Consider the following 19,873-nt stretch of genomic DNA (forward strand, 5'->3'; position numbering starts at 1 on the left):
ACGGTAGATAATAAGTAGAAAATACAACGTTCCAAAAGAGTAGATTCCCGACTTTAAAGTTTTAAACCAAGCATTATATGTCAAAAATAAGTTCTGAAAGGACTTATTAAAAAGTAATTCCGGACTCTAGGAAAAAACTTTAAATTCAATGCTATGTTAAAACAACTAAAGTCAGTCAGCATGTTGTTGTTTCTACTGACAGCGTCAGCAGGAACCATTTATTCGGAGACTGGTGGAAACACCTTGAATGTTTCCGTTGTACAGCAGGGTACTACTTGCAAAGGTGTCGTAAAAGACGCAACAGGTGAAACCATTATCGGCGCATCCGTTGTTGTCAAAGGCACAACGAACGGTACAATCACCGGACTTGACGGTGATTTCTCTCTAAGCAATGTAAAAACAGGAGACATTATTGTCATCTCTTTTGTTGGTTATCAGACCCAAGAAGTCAAATTCACCGGACAATCATTAAATATCATTCTGAAAGATGATACCCAGAAGTTGGATGAGGTCGTTGTTGTTGCTTTCGGTACACAAAAGAAAGTAAATGTGACAGGAGCCGTATCCACTGTAGGAGCAAAAGAAATCGCGGCACGTCCCGTCAATTCTACTATCGAGGCCTTGCAAGGTGTAGTTCCGGGCATGAACATCTCTACCGGTGACGGTGGCGGCTCCTTAGGTTCGGATAAAAAATTCAACATTCGTGGCGTCGGAACAATCGGTGCCGGTTCGAAGGTAGAACCATTGGTACTCATTGATGGCATGGAAGGAGACATGAACGCTATCAACCCACAGGATATTGAGAATATTTCTGTACTAAAAGATGCGGCCGCTTCTTCCATTTATGGTTCCCGTGCACCAGGTGGAGTTATCCTGATTACGACAAAAAAAGGTAAATCGGGAAAGACGGTAGTCAACTATAACAACAACTTCCGTTTCGTATCTCCGTTGAATATGCCGGAAATGGCTGATTCTTATAACTTTGCCCTAGCTATCAACGACCAGTTGACCAATGGCGGGCAAACTCCAATGTACAGTGCCACAAAACTTCAACAAATCCAGGATTTTCAAGCAGGAAAAGGCACACAGTATATGTGGCCAACCGATGCAGGAAGATGGAACTCATTCGACGACCCTCAACGTAAGGACGTGATGCCTGCCGGCAACACCGACTGGCTGAAAACATTATTCGGCAACAGTTTCACTCACGAACATTCATTGAGCGTAAACGGTGGTACGGATAAAATACAATATTATCTTTCAGCCAATTATCTCGATCAGGGCGGTCTATTGAAGTTTGGCGATGACAACAAACAACGATACGCTTTTACAGCAAAAATCAATGCCGACCTGACCAAATGGTTAAAGATTAGTTACAGTATGCGTTTCAACCGTACAGACTATGAAGCTCCTTCATTTGCCGGTGGAGATATTAAGAGCAATGTATTCTATTTCGATGTATGCCGTTATTGGCCTGTCATTCCGGTGGTAGATCCGAATGGATTCTACACTGTTGAATCCAAGATTTATCAATTGACAGAAGGCGGACGCTACAAATCGCAAAAAGACATGATGGCACACCAGCTCGCTTTCATCATGGAACCCATCAAAGACTGGAGAATCAATGTGGAGTTGAACTACCGCTCCAACTATAACTTCGACCACACCGACTACCAGACCGTTTACGGCTATGATGTGAACAAAGATCCTTATATAATTGCCAATCAAACATCAAGCGTGACAGAATATGCTTATAAAAGCAACTTCTTCAATCCGAACATCTTTACCGAATACAGCAAATCACTGGAAAGCGGACACAACTTCAAAGTAATGCTGGGCTTTCAAAGCGAATTGTTCAAACAACGGGATATTACTGCTTCACAAGATGGCATCATGTCGGGAGTCGCCACACTGAATACTACCCAAACGAATGCGCAGAACAGGGGTGGATACAGTGAATGGGCAACCGCCGGATTTTTCGGACGTCTCAACTATGATTACAAAGGACGTTATCTGGCTGAAGTCAATATGCGTTACGACGGAACATCACGTTTCCTTCGGGATAACCGCTGGAATCTGTTCCCGTCCTTCTCTTTGGGATGGAACATTGCCCGTGAAGCATTCTTCGAGGATTTTACCGACTTAATCAGCACACTCAAAATACGCGGTTCATGGGGTGAACTGGGTAACCAGAATACCGACAACTGGTATCCGTTCTATCGCACCATCGACATTAACAAAAACCAATGGGGTAATTATGCATTAGGTAGCTGGCTGGTAAACGGTGTGAAACCCAATATTTCCAAAGAATCCGCTCTGGTATCTTCTTTGCTGACCTGGGAAAAGACACAAACACTGGATCTAGGTTTCGACCTGTCGATGCTCAACAACCGCTTGAACGTAACCTTCGACTACTTCCAACGTAAATCGAAAGATATGGTAGGCCCTGCCCCCGAGCTTCCCAATCTTCTGGGTATTGATGTCCCCAAAGTAAACAACCTTGATATGACTTCCAAAGGTTGGGAGATACAAGTAAACTGGCGCGACCAGATCCGCGACTTCAAATATGGAGTTACCTTGTCTTTGTCAGACAACCAAGTAGTTATCGACAAATACCCCAACCCGTCAAACACGATTCTTGATAAAGACAACAATAATACATATTACGCAGGTGCTCACGTAGGTGACATATGGGGATTCCAGACAATCGGTATCGCAAAAACCGACCAGGAGATGAAAGATCATCTTGCCAGCATGCCCAATGGCGCACAAGACGTACTGGGGTCAGGTTGGGGAGCCGGTGATGTCATGTATGCCGACTTGAATGGTGACGGTCAGATAAGCAGAGGAAACAAGACCCTTGCAGACCATGGTGACTTGAAAAAGATCGGCAACAGCACGCCACGTTACAACTTTGGCTTGAATCTGGATGCCGCCTGGAAAGGCTTCGACCTGAAACTGTTCTTCCAGGGAACCATGAAGCGTGATTATATGCCGGACAGCGGCTCCACCATGTTCTGGGGAGCAGTAGGTTACTGGCAAACCAACTTCTTCAAGCAACATCTGGACTACTTCCGTGGAGAAAGTACCACCAATCCGTTGGGCCCCAACTTGGGCGGTTATTATCCTCGTCCTCTTGAAGACGGCAGAAACCGCAATCCGCAAACCCGTTATTTACAGAATGCAGCTTATTGCCGTCTGAAGAATGTAACTTTAGGTTATACATTACCGAAATCACTGACGGAAAAATTCTGTGTGAATAACCTGCGTTTCTTTGTTTCAGCAGAGAACTTGTTTACTATTACCAGCCTGGCTGACACGTTCGACCCCGAAACTGTCGGTATCGGCAACTGGGACGGATGTACCTATCCGCTATCCAAGACTGTATCATTCGGTTTAAGTGCAACATTTTAAATGACAGACGATTATGAAAAGACATATCAAACTTTTGACAATAGGGACATTGCTGTTGGGCGGACTGACCGGTTGCAATGATTTTCTGGACAGGGAACCACTGGACAAGGTAATTCCCGAAAAATACTTCGCATCCGAAAGCGATTTAGCCGCCTATACCATCAATGCTTACCCGTTTGAAACAGTGACGGATGCATATGGCATCAATTTCTTCGGCAAAGATAACGATACTGACAACCAAGCCAGCGGTGACGCTCCGGAATTCTGGATACCCGGACAGAAGAAAGTGCCGTCGGGCGAAGGAGACTGGGACTGGAAGAAGATACGTGCCTGCAACTATTTCTTTGACAACACCTTGCCTAACTTTGAAGCGGGAACTATCACCGGCAATCAAGACAATGTAAAACATTATATCGGTGAAATGTACGTGATTCGGGCATACAATTATTATAAACTGCTGGTTTCTTTGGGAGATTTGCCTATCATCACTACTGCATTGCCCGATGTGGAAGAGACTTTGATTGAAGCCAGCAAACGCCAACCACGTAATAAGGTGGCACGTTTCATTCTGGACGACTTGCATAAAGCGACAGAGTTACTGCTTGATAAAGCTCCGGGCGGCAAGAATCGCATCAGCAGAAACGTAGCACATTTGTTGCGAGCCCGTGTTGCTCTATTCGAAGCAACTTGGGAAAAGTATCATAAAGGAACCGCATTCGTACCCGGTGGAAAAGGATGGCCGGGCAATTCCGCAGACGTAAGCGGCTTCAACATTGACACTGAAATAGCTTATTTCCTTGATGAAGCCATGAAATCTTCCAAAGTAGTAGGTGACTACATCGTCGGAAAACTGGCAGATAATACCGATACCCCCGAAGGTATGAATGCCAGTCTGGTTTCTATCAATCCTTATTACACCATGTTCTGCGATGAAAACATGGAAGGATATGATGAAATATTGATGTGGAAACAATTCAAGGAAGGACTGGTGACCAGTAACCTGCAGATGGAGCTGGAACGTAACGGCGGTGGTTCCGGGTGGACGCGAGGTATGGTCAACTCTTTCCTTATGCGTAACGGACTTCCTATCTATGCAGACGGCTCGGGCTATAAAACCGAATGGGAAAAAGAAGGAGTAAACTCTACTTTACAGAATCGTGATTCACGTATTGTCATCTTTACCAAGAAGCCGGGTGACGCTAACACTGAAAACGAAGGTGATGTAAACTACTACGGTAACGACGGTACTCCCAGCTATTGTACTATCCGTTTCATCTATGGCGACAAGGGAAGTTTGGCAACAACAGGTTTCATCATCAAGAAAGGCAAGCATTATTCCAGCCATATGGCCAATGACCATAGTGCCGGCACATCAGGCGGTATTGTTTTCCGCGCAGCAGAAGCTATGCTGATTTATATGGAAGCTTCGTATGAGAAGAACGGTAAAATCGACGGAACAGCCGATGGATATTGGACAGCTTTACGCCGACGTGCCAAAGTGGATGAAGACTATGATAAAACAATCACTGCAACAATAATGAGTGAGGAAGCCAAAGGTGACTTCGGAGCTTATTCTCACGGACAACTGATAGATGCTACATTATATAATATCCGTCGCGAACGCCGCAACGAACTTTGTGCAGAAGCCTTGCGTTGGGAAGACTTGAAACGTTGGCGTGCATGTGACCAATTAATATCCCAACCTTACCGTGTGGAAGGTATGCTATATTGGGGAAGTAAATATGAAGCACAACTGGCAGATTTATGCAAAGTAGACCCGGCAGAAGGCAATATGTCCTCATCCGATTTAAGTAACTATATCCTTCCGTACGAAAAGATTACGAAGAACAATCTGATTGCAGGGCAGAAAGGATTCCTCTTTACACCCGCCCACTATTTGAATCCGATAGGTATGGCAGTATTCCGCCAAACAGCTTTGGACAAGAATGACTTTGCAAGTTCGGTGGTTTATCAAAATCCGGGATGGAAGATTGAAGGAGATACCGGTGCACAACCTGTAGAATAACCAAGAAATGATTAAAGTCTGACCTTTTGGTTATGTTATACCAATAAAATCGACCTTAGTATTATAAATATATCACATGATTATCTGTCATTCTGAACACAGTGAAGAATCCCCCACTCCTGATAAATAAAGGAGAGTTCTTCTACTGCGTTTAGGATGACAGATAATTTTAAAATGACTTCTCATTCGCCATCTTCCACATATTAAGGAAAGACGCTTTCGTGATTTCCACAACCTTATCCCAGTTCAGCCGATCGGCATGATCGGACGGCTGGTGATAATCAGGATGTCCGTCCGTATGATACCAAATGATAGGAACGCCAACTTTAGCGAATGTTCCGTTATCACTTCCGCCTATCGGGTTGTCCCATGCACGATAATCCGGTTCCAACCGCAAGCCGTATTTCTTGATATCTTCTTTCAGCCAATCACCAAAAGCAGGATGGGCAGCCGTATAGAAATAAACCACATGGCGGGGTTGCTGAGGTTTGCTATTACGGCCAATCATATCAAAGTTCAGATAGCCTTTGATTTGAGAGACAAAAGGACAAGTCTGCACAAAATATTTAGAGCCAAGCAATCCTTTTTCTTCTCCGTCCCAAAAAGCGAAAATTACATTTCTTTCCGGCTGTTGTCCACTGGCAACAAACGCTCTTGCTATTTGTAGTACAGCCGATACACCGGACGCATTATCGTCCGCACCATTATAAATCTGGTCGCCGTCGAGTGCAGGGTCTATTCCCAGATGATCGAAATGAGCACCTACTATCACATACTCCTTAGTATTTTTGCCGGGAATCATTCCTAAAACATTCCTCATGGACAGCTTCTGGTGAACTTCCTGTTTCAGTTTAGCAATAGAATCGGGATGAACTTCCAGACGCCCTTTCTTCTGGCGTTCTTTTCGATAGGCATCGAAAGGTTGGAAATAGTTTCCACTTAAAGGTTGTACACCCATCCATTGTAATAAAGAAGCAATATACTCTGAGGATACATACGAGCCATGAAATCCCGCTTCGCGTCCTTGAAGTTCGTCTGCTGCAAGAAAGCCGATAGTAGCTTCAGCAGAAGAACGGTTGATACTTTGCAATCCTTTTTCTAAAGGAGTTTGTGCAAAAGTTATGACTCTTGTAAATAACAGTCCAAACAATATCAAAATTAACTTCATCATATCCTGTTTTTTTTAGCGTTATCCATGTTAGTTGGCAGAAGGATCCTTACTGATAACCCATCCTTTAAGCAGTTCCTTATTACAAAGATGTTCTCCCGGATTTTGATAATAAGAAATAAAACAGAACTTTCCGTATCCGGGATTATCCGCAGGAACTTTAATCAATTTATCAAATATCGAATTCAAGGCATTCCCATCCAAATTACAAGAATAGCATTCCAAACCTCGTAATTGATTATTCTCAGGAATCAAGACACTCTCTAATTGTCTGTTATTACTACAATCTAAAGTATACAATAATGGCTGTTGCGACAAATCCAATTCGGTTAATTGATTAGAGCCGCAACTCAACTCTGTCAATAAGGGCAATTGAGATAAAAAACCTAATGACCGGAAGGCACACCCACCGATACGTAATGTCGACAGTGTCAATCCGTCATCAAACTCCAATGTGGACAATTGCGGATTATCATAGCAAAAGATATAATTCAGAGATGGCAATCCTTTCAATGAAAGAGATTGTAAGCTGCACCCGGTACAGGACAAGCCTTCCAAAACGGGATGTTCTCCCAGCTTTAGTGAACTCAATTTTGGGAGCGTATAAAATTGTAGACCTTTCAAATTCGGACACTTGTCAATGTCGAGAAGTTCCAAGTCAGGACAATTACCAATACTAACCACCTCTACATTAGGACAAGAGGAACTCAAATCAATCTTCGAAGTATTCATTAAACTGCTGAGCAATAAGGTTTTCATCTTAGGGAAATAACCTAAACGAAAATTACTTGTAGGAATCAAAAGAGCTTCGACATTACAGATATCTATTTCTTCCGCCCATATCCTCACCTGATAAACTCTGGAATTTCCATATTTATACGTAATAGGAGCATCTCCCGGATTTGCTATCTTCTGCAACCGTCCGTCTCCCCATTCAATAGCCATTTTCCCACCGCCGGCAACTATCTGTAACTGCTTCCATTCGCCGGTAGCATCCACCGTAAACTGAATCGTATTATTATCCGTCAATTCCGGAATTTCGAAGTCGTCTCCAAACACGCTTCTATCTTCATCAGAACAAGAAATCAAGCCTACCAACAAACATAAGCCCAACAAACCAAACAGCAGTTCCTTTTGTTTCATAGTACAAGTACCTTTAATTGTAATGTACAAAAGTAAGAAAAGAAATAGATATCATACGCCTATAGAATGCAAATTTATAAGTAACTTTGCAGAAATTTGATTTAGTACGATTATGTGGATACTCATTATAAGTCTGGTATTGCTGGGTGTTATCGCACTGATAGCCGGAATCATCCGCAACAAGAGACTGCAAAAGAAAATAGAGAGAGGCGAACTGGACCGTATGCCGGAAGTGAAGGAAGTGGATACCGAATGCTGCGGACAACACGAAGTATGCGAAAAAGACAGTCTGTTGGCTGCTGTCAGCAAGAAGATAGAATATTATGATGATGAAGAACTGGACCAATTCATCGGACGCGAAGGGAATGCGTACACGGAAGAAGAGACAGATATGTTTCGGGATGTACTGTATACCACCAAAGATGATGAAGTGGCCGGATGGGTACGTAGCCTACAACTTCGCGGCATCGAATTGCCGGACGAGCTTAAAGATGAAGTGTTCCTGATTATCGGAGAAAGAAGAACATGAATCTACTACAATATACATTCTTTCAACATGCCCTGCTAGGGAGCCTGCTGGCAAGTATCGCCTGCGGGATTATAGGAACATACATCGTTACCCGCCGCCTGGTATTTATCAGCGGTGGAATCACGCATGCTTCCTTCGGCGGGATAGGCTTAGGATTGTTTGCGGGAATTTCCCCGATACTTTCCGCCGCCGTCTTTTCCGTACTGTCCGCCTTTGGCGTCGAATGGCTTAGCAGACGGAAAGATATGCGCGAAGATTCCGCCATTGCCGTATTCTGGACGTTGGGCATGGCATTAGGTATCATGTTCAGCTTTCTGTCGCCGGGATTCGCTCCCGACCTCTCCGCTTATCTGTTCGGGAATATCCTGACTATCAATCAAGCCGACTTATGGATGCTCGGCATACTGGCACTGCTGCTGACCGGATTCTTCTACCTGTTTATCCGCCCCATTGTATATATCGCCTTCGACCGCGAGTTCGCACGTTCACAGAAGATTCCGGTAGAGATATTCGAATATGTGCTGATGATGTTCATCGCACTGACGATTGTAGCCTGTCTGCGCATGGTGGGTATCGTACTCGCAATTTCCCTTCTCACCATTCCACAGATGACTGCCAACTTATTCACATATAGTTTCAAGAAAATCATTTGGCTGTCCATTGGTATCGGTTTCTTGGGATGTCTGGGCGGACTGTTCATTTCTTATCATTGGAAAGTTCCTTCGGGAGCTTCCATTATATTCTTCTCTATCCTGATTTATGCTGTTTGCAAAATAGGAAAGAGTTGTTACAGGAAATAGTCATCATAATAGATTAGTATATGGAAATCAAAATTCAATCACTGGAAAATATCCATGAAGCAGCCCGCGAATTCATTGCTGCCATGGGCGACAACACTGTATTTGCTTTGTACGGAAAGATGGGTGCCGGCAAAACGACATTCGTCAAAGCACTCTGCGAAGAATTGGGCGTAGAAGACGTTATCAGCTCTCCCACCTTTGCCATCGTCAATGAATATCGTTCGGACGAGACAGGAGAATTGATTTATCACTTCGACTTTTACCGTATCAAAAAGCTGAGTGAAGTATATGACATGGGATACGAAGATTATTTCTACAGCGGTGCCCTTTGTTTCATCGAATGGCCGGAACTTGTAGAAGAACTGTTGCCGGGTGATGCCGTTAAAGTGACAATTGAAGAATTGGAAGACGGAAGCAGAGTTATCAAGCTATGACCGGACAATATATCGTACAAGGAATCTTTGCGTTGGCAGGGACTGTCTCCCTGCTGGCGTCATTGCTCAACTGGGACTGGTTCTTCACAACGCGCAATGCACAGACCATTATCCGGAACGTAGGACGAAACCGGGCACGGTTATTCTACGGCATACTAGGGATTATCATCATCAGCATGGCTATCTTCTTCTTTGTGGAAACACGGAAAGCTTTAGGAGTATAATCTCTTTTTGAAGAAATACATTTGCTATCTTCTCTTTTTTTACTATTTTTGTATTGGAAGGAGAATATAAGAATGAAAACAACCAACGAATATCTTGCAAAGATTCGCCAGTTCAAGCAACAGTTTGCCGAGAAATATGGAATTATTTCTATCGGAATCTTCGGTTCTGTGGCTCGTGGAGAACAGCATGAAGAGAGCGATTTGGATGTTTTTGTTGAGTTAAAAGAGCCGGATCCTTTTATTATGTTCGATATAAAAGAAGAGTTGGAACAGATATGTAACTGCAAAATAGATCTTCTCCGATTACGTAAAAATCTCCGTTCACTCATTTCCCAAAGAATAGAAAAAGATGGAATATACGCTTAAAGAAGAAATTCAAGACAAGTTTCTTCAAATATCAGAATCAATATCTATCATTGAAGAAAGGTGTAAGAATATTCAGCAGGTAGATGATTTTCTATTATCACCTTGGGGAATGACCATCTTAGATGCATGTATCATGAGAATTCAAGTGATAGGAGAAACAATCAAGGCGATTGATGATAAAACACAAAAGAATTTTCTTAAAGATTATCCTCAAATTCCATGGACGAAAGTCATTGGATTAAGAAATATTATCTCCCATGAATATGCCAATATTGACTACGAAATCATTTGGGTAGTCATACAAAAACATCTTCCTCCTTTAAAAGAGACAGTTGAACAAATCATTAAAGACTTATCATAGCAACTGCCGTGCTTTCATCTCCAAATACTTATTAATCACATCTATCGAAAGATTCTCCGGTGTAGTTAACAAGGAATAGATTCCATGCTGTTTCAAGGTAGAAACAACCAACCGCTTTTCGTAAGCGAACTTTTCCGCAATCACATGGCGGTAATAGCCTTCCGTATCTTTGGCAGGAGTAGCAATGTATTCCTTCAATTCGGCATCCTCGAAAAAGACAACAAGCAAACGGTGTTGACGGTTCAATTGCTTCAGATAAGCCAACTGACGGTTCATACTGGATATACCGGAGAAATTTGTATATAATACCAACAGGCTCCGTTTGCTGACATGCTTGTTCAGATGCACACAAAGAGCCGAGAAATCCGTTTCCCCGAAAGTAGTCTTCTGGCTATAAAGTTTCTCAAGCAACGTCTGCATATGTCCCGGTTGCTTGGAAGCAGGGACAAACGTATCGAAATGCTCATCAAAAGTCACCAATCCCGCCTTGTCCTCTTTCTGCATCGCCACATACGAAAGTACCAGCGAAGCGTTTATTGCATAATCGAGCAAAGTCATTCCACGAAAAGCCTGCTGCATCACTCTCCCCTTGTCTATCACATTATAAATCTGTTGTGAACGTTCATCCTGATAAACATTCACCATAAGTTCATGTCGGCGGGCACTCGCTTTCCAGTTTATCGTACGGTAATCATCACCCTTCACATACTCTTTTATCTGCTCAAACTCTGTGTGGTGACCTATACGGCGTATACGCTTTATTCCCAGTTCGGTAAGATTATCACTTATAGCGAGTAATTCATACTGGTGGAGCATCAGATAAGACGGATATACCTTAATATCCAGCGGTTCACCACAAGTATATCGCCGGGAAACCAAGCCTATCCGCCCGGTTACGAAAACCCGAATATGTCCGAAAGAATAGACACCCCGACGTGTAGGACGAAGACGGTAACTAACCGTTTTTCCTTCGTTTGCCCGAAGATTGACACGAAAGTCAATATCCCGCTTTTGAAATATAAAAGGAATTTCGTCAATGATTTCCAAAGCGACAGGACGGGAATAACTACTCTCTACCCGGATGCTTACCTCATTCTCGTCCCCATTGGAGAAACGGTCGGCACATTGGCGGAATGCCTGAATTCCACGAACACTATAAAGCAGATAGCCATCCGCCAACACAGTCAGGAAAAAGGCAAAAAGCACCCACTGTCCGATAAAAAAGAGCGGAGCAAAGGCATATCCACTACCCAACAAGAGGATAATTACGACAAGGGCAATATAGAAACGACGGGTTAAATACAACTTATCAATCAGATATTAAAGATTAAAAACTAAAGACCGTAGACAGGTGATAATCGACTGTCCATTATTTAGGAACTTCGACCTTATCAATCAAGCGTTGAGTCACCTTCACCGGAGAATATCCTTCCATTTCCGCTTCCGCCGTCAAGATAAGGCGGTGCTGAAGTACGTAAGGAGCTACGAACTTAATATCTTCCGGCGTCACAAAATCCCGTCCCTGCAAGAGTGCATAGGCCTTTGAGGATTGCAGCATGGCTACGGATGCACGCGGAGAAGCTCCCAGATACACAGCCTTACTGGTACGCGTCTGTTGCACAATCAATGCGATATATTGAAGCAGTGTACGATCTACAAATACCTGATTCATAAAAGCACGAAGCGACAGAAGTTCTTCTTTTTTAATGGAAGGCGTGATGTTATCCAGTTTCACCAATGTGGCATTAGTATGATGGCGCTCAAGAATATTCACTTCCTCTTCAAGGGAAGGATAATCCATCGTAATCTTCATCAGGAAACGGTCGAGTTGCGCTTCGGGAAGTTTGTACGTTCCTTCCTGTTCCACAGGATTCTGTGTGGCAAGAATTGTATATAGTTCGCCCATCCGGTGTGTAGTTCCGTCGATACTGATTTGACGTTCTTCCATCACCTCAAACAAGGCAGCCTGCGTTTTGGCAGGCGCACGGTTGATTTCGTCCACCAATACGATATCCGCGAAAATCGGCCCCTGATGAAAGTCAAAGCCATTGGTTTTCATATTAAATACCGTCGTACCCAATACATCACTCGGCATCAAGTCCGGTGTAAACTGGATACGGCTGAAGTCAGCATCAATCAGACGAGCCGTCAGGCGAGCCAACAAGGTCTTTGCCACTCCCGGCACTCCTTCTATCAGCACATGACCATTAGCCAGAATGGCTATCAGCACCAAATCCACCGTCTGTTCCTGTCCGACAATGACGGAAGCAATCCGGTCTTTCAACTCTTGTATCTTCTCGGAAAAGAGAGTTAAATCCACTCGCTGTTCTGTATTCTCTTCCATAAATTTCTTCTTTAGATATGATTGATTATTTCATTCATTTTATCAATAAACACTTTCATCTGTTCAGAGTCGATAGTGCGCCCACCGTAAAGCACCGGTCTGACTTCGTGGATAAACCTCGCAATATCTTCGGTATCCATTCCCGTTTTGCGGGCAATCCTCTCGAAAGAGCGTTTGTCATCCGCCACTTCTTCAATATCCACCTGAATTTCTCTTCGCAACACTTCTGCCAAATAAGCAAACTTCTTACGAATCAGGTCCACATGGTCTTTCTTCTGGAAATAAAGAGTTCCAATCAATTCTGTAAATTCGAGAGACTTGTTTGCCGGCTCTCGAACAACAGGAATGGCACGTTGTCGTCTTTTTGCCGTGAATATCATAAAAAGCAGGATAGTAATCATCGTCAGGTACAAAGCCCAACGGAGCGGCTGGTGCGCAAGCAGATAACGGAAAGGCGACTGTTGCACCTGTGCCGTCGCTTTCATGTATCCTTCACTACGAACGATAGGGAGTTGCCCCATCTGCGACAGCAGGCGGAAGATATAATTTACATTATTCCCGTCCAACGCGCCATAATTCGTAAACAACAAAGGAGTAGAGACGAGTATGATTTCTCCCTTCCCCCACGGACGAACTATTGCCAGCGCACCACTGCCCATATCTTTCTCCGCCAACTTCCGTACCGGCAATGAATCATAACTCCTGAAATAGGAATTACAGAATTGCGGATAACAACGGTATAGCTGCCGGGAATAGACAGAATCGGCAATCCAATAAATACTGTCTTTCCTGAAGATAGAAGAAGCGTACTTCTTGAAAGCAGCCGCACTAAAATGAGAATATGTACAATAAAACCGCAAAGTATCTTCCAAATACTTAGGATAGTTATTGCTTACCAGCATAATCTTATTCCCCCGTTTCGCCATTTTCAATAAAGCATTCACGTCTGCCTCTACCATAGACAAATTGTTGGCTATCACAAGTATGCCCTTATTGCCATTGTCCGTCGTATCCCCCTCCATCTGATAGAACGTCTCCTTAGATATGGAATAGCCATTTGGCAAAGAAGAAGACAACAGACTGTCGAACAGCGCACAACCGAGCGGCTGCTCATCGTAATGGCTGAAAGTAGGTGTCCACACAAACTTTTTAGGCAAATGATACTCTACCGCAAACATAACCAGCAGAAAAGCTACAATAAAGATAATAAACCAGCGGCTTCCTTTCATGAGACGCCTCCTTTCCCTATTTCTTCCTGTAACGTCTGCATGGTACGAAAAAGTTCTTCCGTCGCCTCAAAGTTTCCGTAACGCACCCGCAAAAAATGATTGGTAAGTTGGCGGAAAGCCGGCAAACGGACTTCATTCAGATACTGTGTAGGCGTTTTATAAAGTTGCCAGTCGATACGTTCCGCATCGCTGAGCTGCTTCAATGTCTGCAAATAAAGCAAACGCACCGCTTCCCGATAGTCCTGACGGGAAAGCGCACCGGCAATACCTCCCGGAAAATCTACGCCATAAATCGTATCTTCCCCTACGGTATAAGGCAATGCATTCTTAGGTGAACGCATGAACAGTTCGGGACGTTTTTTGTAAACGAACCAGATAATCAGAAGCAGAAGAATAATGGCAATACATATCAGAATTATTCCCGAATACTCTTCCGCAAAACGGCTGCCGAATATCTTACGCAGAAATTCTCCGAACTGTCTACTGATCCACTCGAAGAGATTAAGCTCCGGAGTAATCAGTTCACGGTTATAGTCGTATGCCGGATCAGACTGCCAAAGAGCAATCTTTGCCGTATCACAGACCAATGTATCAGCCGGGGAAGTGAGATTCATCTATTCGGGATTTATTTTAGAGTTTATCAAAGTTGTCAATATCACTTTCTACCGTAATGCTATCCACCACTTCCGACGCATGCCCGTACTGATATACCAGCCCTACAATACTGAATATAGCCGACAGATAAGAGCCGTACAACATCAGAATAGAAAACAGATATTGTGCAAAATTCAATCCGACAGACGAAGAGACTTCACCACCGTCACTCATGGCAAAAACCATTTTCACGATATAAATAACATACCACGGTATGGAAACAATCCCCTGCAATACGCTGGCAATGATTCCCATCACAATCAAAATCAGGAAAACTCCTCCCCAAGTGGCAAATCCCAGCCGGAATGTCTTCTTGAACGCCTCCATCAGCGAAATATCTTCAAACAAATAGATAGGAGCCATCAAAGCCATAGGTATCATAAATGCAAACAACAACGGGAAAGTGAGCAGCAATGTAAAAGGAGTCAATACAGCCAATAGCACCATGATAACAATGACAAACAGGAACAAGAAACTGACAGCCACCCCCATGAGAAACAATCTCTTGACATTGCGAAGCAACAACGGTTTTATGTCACTGAATACAATACCGTTCAGACGCTCTTCACGCTCATTATACAATCGAACCATTCCATAAATCAAGGAAGTCAGCAGCAAGGCCCCCAAACACGAAAAGAAGATAACTCCCGCATAGTTCAATACAAACGCAGGTCCCAAAAGTGCGAAAGGATTGTCACCCATATTTCCTGATGCCTGCATGGCGGTAAGGTCTGTCATACCTCCCATCAGTCCGCTAAAGTTTGCAGCTTGGAGTAAACAGACAGGGAGTACCAGATACGTTGAGTATTTAAACAACTGTTTCCAATTCTCTTTTATAAAGTCAAAAGAAGCGTTCAACTTTTCGCCGAAAGGACGTTTTACGTACATCGCAATCTTAGGTTTCTGTGATTCCATGTTTTTTTCTATTTGGTAAATAAATATAGTAGAAAATGATAAATGCCAGAGAAGTAAGGATCACTCCCAGCCTCAACATATCCGGAAGTTCGGTGTGACGGGTGAGAAAGCCTTCGATAAAACCTGCCATGATAAATACAGGGACAGTGCCGATTACGATTTTCAGCCCTCGTTTCGCCCCTCTCCGGAAAGATTCCAGCCGCGAATACGTTCCGGGAAACAACCATCCGTTACCCAAAGCCAGTCCGGCAGCGCCGGCTACGATAATCGCCCAAATCTCAAGCGTTCCGTGCAGCCAGATGGCAAGGCTGGATTCCCAAAGCAAGTCGTGCTGATAAAAGAAAGTTTGAAAAGCTCCCACCATAATCCCATTGGAAAGAAGCATATATCCCGTTCCGAAGCTGGTCAATAATCCCATTACAAAGCAGTTAAAAGATACCATTACGTTATTGAGAGTAATCCCCAAGAACATCGGAACTTCAGGAGAACCGTTATACACCGCCATCGGTTCCCCATTGGCAATATTCTCCAATGTCATGTCCACATAGCCATTTCCTAAAATCAGACGAACAAAATCCGGGTCGTTCGCAGCAGATAATACGCCAATCAGGACACTGGCCAGAAAAATGAGGAACGAAGCCAACAACTCCCGGCGTGCGTCATACATGGTCAAGGGAACTTCCTGTGTCCAGAAAGTGATAATCCGTGTCCACTTCTCACGCTTATTGCGATAAATTTCATTGTGCAGCGCGGAAGCCAGATTATTCAGATAAATCGTAATGCGCGATGTCGGAAAATGTGTTTGGGAAAATGCCAGGTCGGCAGTCAAGTCCGTATAGGCATCGGCAAGTTGGTCGGGGGACAGGTTTGCAGCCTGCTCCACCACCTTCTCAGTCTCTTTCCATTTTTCAATGTTCCGACGGATAAATGTAACTTCCTTCATGCCTTTCAATAGTTTTCGGATAAGTTTTGTCCGAAACCGGAAGCAAAAGTAAGAGAATTATGATATATTTGCAACGGAATCCTAAAAATGTTTAACCCAAAATGGCAAAATCTACAATAATCACCGGACAATTCGTCCGTATCAGCCAAACACCCGCCAGTATCGGCGAGCGATTTCTGGCATTAGTCATTGATTATTTTCTGATTGTACTTTATGTATATGCTACAGCCGCCCTTTTAATGGAGTTGCGTTTACCATCGGGATTTCAGGCTATCTTTCTTCTGTGTATCATCTATTTGCCAATACTTGGATATTCTTTTTTGTGTGAGACATTCAATCATGGACAAAGCTTCGGGAAAAAACTGATGAATATACGTGTCGTCAAAGTGGACGGCTCCACTCCTACCGTCAGTTCCTACCTGCTACGCTGGCTTCTTTTCATAGTTGACGGTCCACTGACAAGCGGTCTAGGGATTATTGTCGTCCTGCTTACCAAAAACAGTCAGCGGCTGGGCGATCTCGCAGCCGGTACTATGGTAATTAAAGAGAAGAATTATCGCAAGATACACGTCAGCCTTGACGAGTTCGATTACCTGACCAAAAATTATCAACCGGTCTATCCGCAATCCGCCGATTTGTCGCTGGAACAGGTAAACGTGATTACCCGGACTTTGGAATCCGGTGAGAAAAACCGGACACAACGCATTACGGCACTTGCAAAAAAAGTGCAATCACTCCTTTCCATTACTCCACGAGACGGCAATCAGGAGAAATTCCTTCAGACAGTGTTGAGGGATTATCAATATTATGCACTGGAAGAAATATAATTCGTTTTTTATCCTGACCTTTGTTCGTATAGAATAAAAACAGAACGATTATGACAGTGACCGCCGCCTCGTGGAATAAGTAAAAGGATATGCGGCGGACACAAAAAGGAAATTTCCGAATTATAAGGTCAGAGCCTATGTAGTATATATATGTGGGAATAAAGGTTATAGATGCCGGGAAGTGTAAAAGTTCAGAGCTACACAAGAAAATATAAATGGCAATTATCTGCCATCTGCAACAAAACCGTCGTATCCTTCTTATTCACAACAAATTACAGCGTTGCAGATACCTGTTGCAGATGTGTTGCAGATGCAATATCTGCAACACATCCGTTTGCTTTATAAAAGCCTGGCAACATGATAGACAGTACCGCTACGTACACGTTTCGACGGTATTTCGTGTTTGCGGAGTATTCGTCCGAATACACTCACCCGCTTGTTTGATAACGGTATGGCACTGTTTTTCTTTATATCTTCCAGAATCTCTGCCGGCGAAAGCCATTCACCGTCCTCTTCTTCCTTGACCGGACGAAAATAACGATAAAACAACTGTTCTTCAAGTGAAACTTGTTCAAACTCACGATTATTCTCCATCATAATCCGTTCTTCAGCCTGATCAAACCAGTAACGTTCGCCATGATCGAGTTCATACATAGCCTGTGCATAAAGTTGGTCATAATCTATCGCCTTGTTTGTGTCTATCGTCCCACTCACTTCGATACAGATAAAACGGCGGCTTCCCGAAGGGTCGGTCAGCAAATCTTTCTGGTTACTCGTTGCGATAAATGAAGCATAGCGGCGCATTTCCAATACAGCGTTGCCATAACGTTTGCGCATATTTATAATCGGTTTCTGGAGGATATGCTTCAGGAAACCTTGTTGGGTGGCACTAATCTGGTCAAATTCATCAATGTTGATGAGTGCAAAGCGATTGAGATAAACTTCGGCATCTCTCTTCTGTGAAAAGTCAATGCTGTCCGTATAATATGCACGTATAGCAGGCGGAATGATACTGCGGCAGAAAGTCGACTTACGGCAACCTTGCACACCTACCAGTAAGGGAGAAACATTGTTTGCATATTTTTTATCTGTTCCACGCCAGTGAACAACCATATTGAGAAACCATCGGTGAAACAGTTCCACCCAATGTTTGTTGTTGCAGGGCACAGTCTGCGCCAGTCCGCGGATACGGTCTTTGCCGTCCCAAGCGGGAAGATGATAAAGGAAGTCTTCCAACGGATTGAATACAGGGATGCGGTTGGAGTAAATATACCGGCTGATATCCCTGTCCCATAGCGGAATACCTTCGGCTTGCGCATCTAGCGCGATACTGTTCAGCACCCGTTTGTCGATAGCGTTGAAATAAAAACGGAATGAGTTCCGCTCGCGGTATTCCACTTCGCCCACTTGGGTATTGTAACGGAATTCATAACGCCGCTTCATAAATTCCTCAGTTTGAAGTGACAGAAACTGCTCTTTTCCTAAACTATTTTTCTTTCCGAAGCCTTCCTGTTCGCTATATACATTTTTGACCAATTGGCGAATAAGTGTTTCTTCCCGGTGTAAGTAATAGTGAAAGATAGTACGTTTCACCGTTTCCTCTTCGGGGATACCCGAGTGGAAGCAATTGACAGCCAGTTGTGTCACTACAGCCTGAAAGTCCGCATCTCTTTGGAGAGCACCTTCATCTTCCGCTCTGTAGATTTCTTCATGCGTCTTTCTCAAAGCCGCTTCAAAAAGCATGAATATGGCACGTTCTGTATCATAGCCCGGTACAGCCCGTGTCAACGGAGACTTTTCCGAATGCACTACTTCCCGATAAGACAGTTCTTCGGGCATCCCTCCCGGCTGCGACAGATAAAACGGAACGGAATCCGGTCTGTACATAAGCTCCGGATCGTATGATAACCGTGAATATTGTTCCAGGGCAGGTTCTTTTGACAAAATATTGAACGGGATTTGGGGCTGGTAACATTTCACGGCCAACCGATAAGCATGTGCATGAAACACTTCCGCTTCCTCTCTTTTTTGTGGAAGCGAACCATCGGGACGGGTAAATCTCGCCCAGATTTTCACTGTCCGCCCGCTGGAACCGGTAAAAGCACAGTAGGTTTGCGGCTGTTCCCAAGCCAATTGTTTTACCAGCGCAACTTCCGATCTCCCCGATAGCGGGCCGACTGTCAGCTCAACTATTCCGTTATAACTTTTCATTTGTTTTCCACCTTCCGTCCTGCGAAATTCCGCAGCCGGAAGAATCTTTGGCAACTTGTCGGCCTCGTAGCAGCGTGAGTCGGGCAGGGAATATCGCAGCACTTCTCTGAAAGCCGATACTGGCTGCATTTTAGTTTCAGTCCGTGTTTTTTCTATCCACGTTTCCATATCCATTGTAGTCAGCGCAGTAGTTTTGTCCTTGTCTCTTAACTGTGTAATCTTCATTATTTTATTTGTTAATAATATTCTGCTAAGTTAGCCATATTTGTTTGCTCATGCAAATAA

The 19,873-nt window shown here is 43.8% G+C and carries 18 protein-coding genes; 9 read left to right on the forward strand and 9 right to left on the reverse strand.

Annotated elements, in window-relative coordinates; translation table 11 throughout:
• The first annotated feature begins 180 nt into the window (after nucleotides 1-180).
• Both ACGHVY_RS00205 and ACGHVY_RS00210 read left to right on the forward strand, forming a co-directional pair.
• Nucleotides 181-3,414 (forward strand): SusC/RagA family TonB-linked outer membrane protein, encoded by a 3,234-nt coding sequence (locus ACGHVY_RS00205; protein ID WP_390599628.1) that lies wholly within the window; start codon nucleotides 181-183, stop codon nucleotides 3,412-3,414.
• A gap of 13 nt (nucleotides 3,415-3,427) precedes the next feature.
• Entirely contained in the window at nucleotides 3,428-5,440 is a 2,013-nt protein-coding gene (locus ACGHVY_RS00210; RefSeq protein ID WP_308745980.1) for a RagB/SusD family nutrient uptake outer membrane protein, read from the forward strand.
• A gap of 169 nt (nucleotides 5,441-5,609) precedes the next feature.
• Here ACGHVY_RS00210 and ACGHVY_RS00215 read toward each other — a convergent pair whose 3' ends face one another.
• Nucleotides 5,610-6,608 (reverse strand): M28 family metallopeptidase, encoded by a 999-nt coding sequence (locus tag ACGHVY_RS00215; protein ID WP_390599629.1) that lies wholly within the window; start codon nucleotides 6,606-6,608, stop codon nucleotides 5,610-5,612.
• 30 nt (nucleotides 6,609-6,638) lie between these two features.
• Nucleotides 6,639-7,751: a leucine-rich repeat domain-containing protein gene (locus ACGHVY_RS00220; protein WP_390596211.1), complete on the reverse strand. Its 1,113-nt coding sequence runs from the start codon at nucleotides 7,749-7,751 to the stop codon at nucleotides 6,639-6,641.
• Nucleotides 7,752-7,863: 112 nt separating this feature from the next.
• On the opposite strand from ACGHVY_RS00220, the gene ACGHVY_RS00225 reads away from it, so the two are divergent.
• The 6 genes from ACGHVY_RS00225 (at nucleotide 7,864) to ACGHVY_RS00250 (ending at nucleotide 10,465) form a co-directional block, all read left to right on the forward strand.
• Nucleotides 7,864-8,280 (forward strand): phospholipase, encoded by a 417-nt coding sequence (locus tag ACGHVY_RS00225; RefSeq protein WP_308745983.1) that lies wholly within the window; start codon nucleotides 7,864-7,866, stop codon nucleotides 8,278-8,280.
• Nucleotides 8,277-9,080 carry a metal ABC transporter permease gene (locus tag ACGHVY_RS00230; RefSeq protein ID WP_303875646.1) on the forward strand — a complete coding sequence of 268 codons (804 nt, stop codon included), beginning with the start codon at nucleotides 8,277-8,279 and terminating at the stop codon, nucleotides 9,078-9,080. Before ACGHVY_RS00225 ends, ACGHVY_RS00230 begins: the two co-directional genes overlap by 4 nt.
• 20 nt (nucleotides 9,081-9,100) lie before the next feature.
• The gene (gene tsaE / locus ACGHVY_RS00235; protein ID WP_308745985.1) at nucleotides 9,101-9,514 is read left to right on the forward strand and encodes a tRNA (adenosine(37)-N6)-threonylcarbamoyltransferase complex ATPase subunit type 1 TsaE; all 414 of its coding nucleotides are present in this window, start codon (nucleotides 9,101-9,103) and stop codon (nucleotides 9,512-9,514) included.
• Nucleotides 9,511-9,738: an immunity 17 family protein gene (locus ACGHVY_RS00240; RefSeq protein WP_308745986.1), complete on the forward strand. Its 228-nt coding sequence runs from the start codon at nucleotides 9,511-9,513 to the stop codon at nucleotides 9,736-9,738. Before tsaE ends, ACGHVY_RS00240 begins: the two co-directional genes overlap by 4 nt.
• Before the next feature lie 72 nt (nucleotides 9,739-9,810).
• Nucleotides 9,811-10,104, forward strand: a complete 294-nt coding sequence (locus ACGHVY_RS00245) for a nucleotidyltransferase family protein (protein WP_308745987.1) — start codon at nucleotides 9,811-9,813, stop codon at nucleotides 10,102-10,104.
• On the forward strand, nucleotides 10,088-10,465 hold the full coding sequence (locus ACGHVY_RS00250) for a DUF86 domain-containing protein (protein WP_167959451.1): 378 nt from the start codon (nucleotides 10,088-10,090) through the stop codon (nucleotides 10,463-10,465). The genes ACGHVY_RS00245 and ACGHVY_RS00250 overlap by 17 nt, the downstream gene beginning before the upstream one ends.
• Here the strand turns inward: ACGHVY_RS00250 and ACGHVY_RS00255 are convergent.
• The 6 genes from ACGHVY_RS00255 to ACGHVY_RS00280 form a co-directional block, all read right to left on the reverse strand.
• The gene (locus tag ACGHVY_RS00255; protein WP_390596217.1) at nucleotides 10,460-11,770 is read right to left on the reverse strand and encodes a DUF58 domain-containing protein; all 1,311 of its coding nucleotides are present in this window, start codon (nucleotides 11,768-11,770) and stop codon (nucleotides 10,460-10,462) included. The genes ACGHVY_RS00250 and ACGHVY_RS00255 overlap by 6 nt on opposite strands.
• A gap of 64 nt (nucleotides 11,771-11,834) precedes the next feature.
• Nucleotides 11,835-12,809 carry an AAA family ATPase gene (locus tag ACGHVY_RS00260; RefSeq protein WP_390596220.1) on the reverse strand — a complete coding sequence of 325 codons (975 nt, stop codon included), beginning with the start codon at nucleotides 12,807-12,809 and terminating at the stop codon, nucleotides 11,835-11,837.
• 11 nt (nucleotides 12,810-12,820) lie between these two features.
• Nucleotides 12,821-14,038, reverse strand: a complete 1,218-nt coding sequence (locus ACGHVY_RS00265; protein ID WP_390596222.1) for a DUF4350 domain-containing protein — start codon at nucleotides 14,036-14,038, stop codon at nucleotides 12,821-12,823.
• On the reverse strand, nucleotides 14,035-14,652 hold the full coding sequence (locus ACGHVY_RS00270; RefSeq protein WP_390596223.1) for a DUF4129 domain-containing protein: 618 nt from the start codon (nucleotides 14,650-14,652) through the stop codon (nucleotides 14,035-14,037). Before ACGHVY_RS00270 ends, ACGHVY_RS00265 begins: the two co-directional genes overlap by 4 nt.
• A gap of 16 nt (nucleotides 14,653-14,668) precedes the next feature.
• Nucleotides 14,669-15,607: a hypothetical protein gene (locus tag ACGHVY_RS00275; protein WP_390596226.1), complete on the reverse strand. Its 939-nt coding sequence runs from the start codon at nucleotides 15,605-15,607 to the stop codon at nucleotides 14,669-14,671.
• Nucleotides 15,588-16,550 (reverse strand): stage II sporulation protein M, encoded by a 963-nt coding sequence (locus tag ACGHVY_RS00280; RefSeq protein ID WP_390596229.1) that lies wholly within the window; start codon nucleotides 16,548-16,550, stop codon nucleotides 15,588-15,590. Before ACGHVY_RS00280 ends, ACGHVY_RS00275 begins: the two co-directional genes overlap by 20 nt.
• 101 nt (nucleotides 16,551-16,651) lie before the next feature.
• On the opposite strand from ACGHVY_RS00280, the gene ACGHVY_RS00285 reads away from it, so the two are divergent.
• A complete protein-coding gene (locus tag ACGHVY_RS00285) occupies nucleotides 16,652-17,377 on the forward strand; it encodes an RDD family protein (protein ID WP_390596232.1) in 726 nt (241 codons plus the stop codon).
• Nucleotides 17,378-17,716: 339 nt separating this feature from the next.
• On the opposite strand, the gene ACGHVY_RS00290 is transcribed toward ACGHVY_RS00285, so the two are convergent.
• Nucleotides 17,717-19,813, reverse strand: coding sequence for a BT4734/BF3469 family protein (locus tag ACGHVY_RS00290; RefSeq protein ID WP_390596235.1), 2,097 nt, complete (start codon nucleotides 19,811-19,813; stop codon nucleotides 17,717-17,719).
• Nucleotides 19,814-19,873 lie beyond the last annotated feature (60 nt).

Source organism: Bacteroides sp. f07 (assembly GCF_042854785.1).
In the GTDB taxonomy this organism is placed as follows: Bacteria; Bacteroidota; Bacteroidia; order Bacteroidales; family Bacteroidaceae; genus Bacteroides.

Bases quoted from the DNA above. Each gene is read 5' to 3' on its own strand.
- ACGHVY_RS00225 (WP_308745983.1), top strand. From the start codon at position 7,864: ATGTGGATACTCATTATAAGTCTGGTATTGCTGGGTGTTATCGCACTG.
- ACGHVY_RS00220 (WP_390596211.1), bottom strand. From the start codon at position 7,751: ATGAAACAAAAGGAACTGCTGTTTGGTTTGTTGGGCTTATGTTTGTTG.
- ACGHVY_RS00210 (WP_308745980.1), top strand. From the start codon at position 3,428: ATGAAAAGACATATCAAACTTTTGACAATAGGGACATTGCTGTTGGGC.
- ACGHVY_RS00280 (WP_390596229.1), bottom strand. From the start codon at position 16,550: ATGAAGGAAGTTACATTTATCCGTCGGAACATTGAAAAATGGAAAGAG.
- tsaE (WP_308745985.1), top strand. From the start codon at position 9,101: ATGGAAATCAAAATTCAATCACTGGAAAATATCCATGAAGCAGCCCGC.
- ACGHVY_RS00230 (WP_303875646.1), top strand. From the start codon at position 8,277: ATGAATCTACTACAATATACATTCTTTCAACATGCCCTGCTAGGGAGC.
- ACGHVY_RS00265 (WP_390596222.1), bottom strand. From the start codon at position 14,038: ATGAAAGGAAGCCGCTGGTTTATTATCTTTATTGTAGCTTTTCTGCTG.
- ACGHVY_RS00240 (WP_308745986.1), top strand. From the start codon at position 9,511: ATGACCGGACAATATATCGTACAAGGAATCTTTGCGTTGGCAGGGACT.
- ACGHVY_RS00285 (WP_390596232.1), top strand. From the start codon at position 16,652: ATGGCAAAATCTACAATAATCACCGGACAATTCGTCCGTATCAGCCAA.
- ACGHVY_RS00290 (WP_390596235.1), bottom strand. From the start codon at position 19,813: ATGAAGATTACACAGTTAAGAGACAAGGACAAAACTACTGCGCTGACT.
- ACGHVY_RS00250 (WP_167959451.1), top strand. From the start codon at position 10,088: ATGGAATATACGCTTAAAGAAGAAATTCAAGACAAGTTTCTTCAAATA.
- ACGHVY_RS00245 (WP_308745987.1), top strand. From the start codon at position 9,811: ATGAAAACAACCAACGAATATCTTGCAAAGATTCGCCAGTTCAAGCAA.
- ACGHVY_RS00275 (WP_390596226.1), bottom strand. From the start codon at position 15,607: ATGGAATCACAGAAACCTAAGATTGCGATGTACGTAAAACGTCCTTTC.
- ACGHVY_RS00270 (WP_390596223.1), bottom strand. From the start codon at position 14,652: ATGAATCTCACTTCCCCGGCTGATACATTGGTCTGTGATACGGCAAAG.
- ACGHVY_RS00260 (WP_390596220.1), bottom strand. From the start codon at position 12,809: ATGGAAGAGAATACAGAACAGCGAGTGGATTTAACTCTCTTTTCCGAG.
- ACGHVY_RS00205 (WP_390599628.1), top strand. From the start codon at position 181: ATGTTGTTGTTTCTACTGACAGCGTCAGCAGGAACCATTTATTCGGAG.
- ACGHVY_RS00215 (WP_390599629.1), bottom strand. From the start codon at position 6,608: ATGAAGTTAATTTTGATATTGTTTGGACTGTTATTTACAAGAGTCATA.